Source organism: Planktosalinus sp. (genome assembly GCF_059864935.1).
This window is the reverse complement of sequence record NZ_JCBCCK010000326.1, coordinates 1-2,413: the sequence shown is the minus strand read 5'-3', so window position 1 is coordinate 2,413 and position 2,413 is coordinate 1. Positions and strand designations below refer to the sequence as shown.

Sequence of the window (2,413 nt, the reverse complement as noted above, 5' to 3'; positions counted from 1 at the left end):
CAAAGCCAAAACCCCGATTATCAATGCGGTTTATGACATACTTTACGAAAACAAAAACCCCAAAAAAGTGTTTAAAAAGTTGACGGAGAAGTTGGATTAATTTGTATTGTAAGCATTTGATTTCTAAATAATTTGTAAATTTGAATCATTACCTACACTTATTAAATACACTTGAGCAAAAAAATCAAGTTAGGCAATGAAAAAAATAATATTCTCTTTTCTGTTTTTCATTTTTTCTCTTAACTTTTTTGGTCAAGAAATTTATTTATTCAACTCTGACTCCTTGTATATTAAAGTAAGATCTACTCAAAGTAAATTTCTTTTTAAATATTTAAACGAAGAAAAAGTAGATGTTTGTAGTTTCAAAGAAGGAGATACAATTATTCTAAAAGCAATTTCAAATATTTCAACTTTTTATGCAGAATATAATGGATGTTATGGATTTATAAGTGATTTTCATTTTGAATCAAACGATAATGTTAGAGAAATCAAACAATTATATTTAAATAACTATGATTCCATAAGAAGTGTTGAAGTTCAAAAAAAAGATGAAAGAGAAAAAATGTTACTGGAAGAAGAGCTTTTAAGCTTTAGAAATAAATGTGAATACGAATCGAATAAAACAGATACTTTTACTGGAAAGAAGATTAGGGAAATCATATACTACGATATAACCGACGATTTAAATTTTTTGAGAATGAAACTTGAAAAAAACGGCAATGATTTCTACTTAAAAATCTTAACTTTTCATGATTTAGGATGCTCCAGTCCATTTAGTCATAATCAATCTAAAGCATTGATAAAACTAGAAAATGATAAAATTATTTCCTTTTTTCATCGAGGAAATTTAAATTGTTCTAGTTTTTACTTAGTCGCAAGGATTACACCCTCAGAAATTAATGAATTAAAAAAATCAAAAATTAAAGCTATTAGGTTAGAAGGCACAAAATATTATAGAGACTTTGAAGAGATAGTATACCCAACATTTTTTCAGGATAAGTTAACGTGTATACTTTAAAATTAATCTACGGGAATTAATCAGCCAACACCCCTTCACCCTCCAACAAAGGGATTGCACTTAAATTTTCATCTTTTATGCTGTAAGGTTCAAAAACAAAAGTGCGGTCATACAGTTTGCCATTTGCAAAAAAACTAAGTAGAAATTCGTTTTTAAATGGCAGCACTTCTTCAGCGATAAATTCTACTTTTCGGTATGTTTTGGGTTCTAAAATTCCTAACCCATGACGCAAGGTAGCAGTTTTTCTATCACCGTCACTACCTCGGGAAACCACTATGGTGACTTCCATTGTCAGGTTGCTGTTGTTGATGAGGTAAATGTTCCAGCTTTGGTTTAAAAAGGCTTCATCCCACTCTTTGACAGCAGCGATGTGAATGTTTTTAACTTCGGGAAATTCAATATCCTTTCGCATAATCACTTAAATCTTTTGTCCTTTTCAGTATGCATATAGAAAAGATTCCCCCTTCGGGGGTTAGGGAGCTAATTTACAGTGCACTTTTAAACTGCTCTAAAAAACGCAGGTCGTTTTCATAAAACATTCTAATGTCGCCTATTTGGTATAACAACATGGCAATGCGCTCGATACCCATTCCAAAAGCAAAGCCTGTGTAGGTCTCCGGGTCAATACCGCAGTTTTTCAACACATTGGGGTCCACCATACCACAGCCCATAATTTCGAGCCAACCAGTTCCTTTGGTGATGCGGTAATCGGTTTCTGTTTCAAGTCCCCAGTAAATGTCCACTTCGGCGCTGGGCTCCGTAAAGGGGAAGTATGATGGGCGTAATCTGATTTTAGATTTGCCGAACATTTCGGTGCAGAAGTAAATCAAGGTTTGTTTTAAATCGGCAAATGAAACGTCTTTGTCAATATAAAGTCCTTCCACCTGATGAAAAATACAGTGTGAACGGGCTGAAACGGCTTCGTTTCTAAACACCCTTCCGGGGGAAATGGTGCGAATGGGCGGTTTGTTGTTTTCCATATAACGCACCTGAACCGATGATGTGTGGGTGCGCAAAAGTATGTCCGGGTTGGTTTGAATAAAGAAGGTGTCCTGCATATCGCGTGCGGGATGATACTCCGGCAAGTTCAACGCAGTAAAGTTGTGCCAGTCGTCTTCTATTTCGGGACCTTCAGAAACATTGAAGCCAATACGTGAAAACACTTCGATGATTTGGTTTTTTACTATGGAAATGGGATGTCTCCCACCAAAGGTGATGGGGTCTCCCGGACGGGTTAAATCACCATAAATTCCCTTTTGAACCTCTTTGGCCTGGAGCTCGCTTTTCAGGGCATCCACTTTTTCCTGAGCAATTTGTTTCAGGGTGTTGATTGCTTGTCCAAAATCCTTTTTTTGGTCGTTGGGCACTTCTTTAAACGCAGTAAAAAAGTCGTTG

Annotated in this window: 3 protein-coding genes; 1 reads left to right on the top strand and 2 read right to left on the bottom strand. The window is 35.6% G+C overall.

What is annotated here, in order from left to right; translation table 11 throughout:
* The first annotated feature begins 196 nt into the window (after positions 1–196).
* On the top strand, positions 197–1,018 hold the full coding sequence (locus tag AC6F75_RS10525) for a hypothetical protein (RefSeq protein ID WP_500714980.1): 822 nt from the start codon (positions 197–199) through the stop codon (positions 1,016–1,018).
* A 16-nt stretch (positions 1,019–1,034) separates the two neighbouring features.
* On the opposite strand, the gene AC6F75_RS10520 is transcribed toward AC6F75_RS10525, so the two are convergent.
* Positions 1,035–1,430, bottom strand: coding sequence for a hypothetical protein (locus tag AC6F75_RS10520; protein ID WP_500714979.1), 396 nt, complete (start codon positions 1,428–1,430; stop codon positions 1,035–1,037).
* Between the two features lie 73 nt (positions 1,431–1,503).
* Positions 1,504–2,413: phenylalanine--tRNA ligase subunit alpha (gene pheS, locus AC6F75_RS10515; protein WP_500714978.1), on the bottom strand; the 910-nt coding region annotated here is incomplete at its 5' end.

Bases quoted from the DNA above. Each gene is read 5' to 3' on its own strand.
- AC6F75_RS10520 (WP_500714979.1), bottom strand. From the start codon at position 1,430: ATGCGAAAGGATATTGAATTTCCCGAAGTTAAAAACATTCACATCGCT.
- AC6F75_RS10525 (WP_500714980.1), top strand. From the start codon at position 197: ATGAAAAAAATAATATTCTCTTTTCTGTTTTTCATTTTTTCTCTTAAC.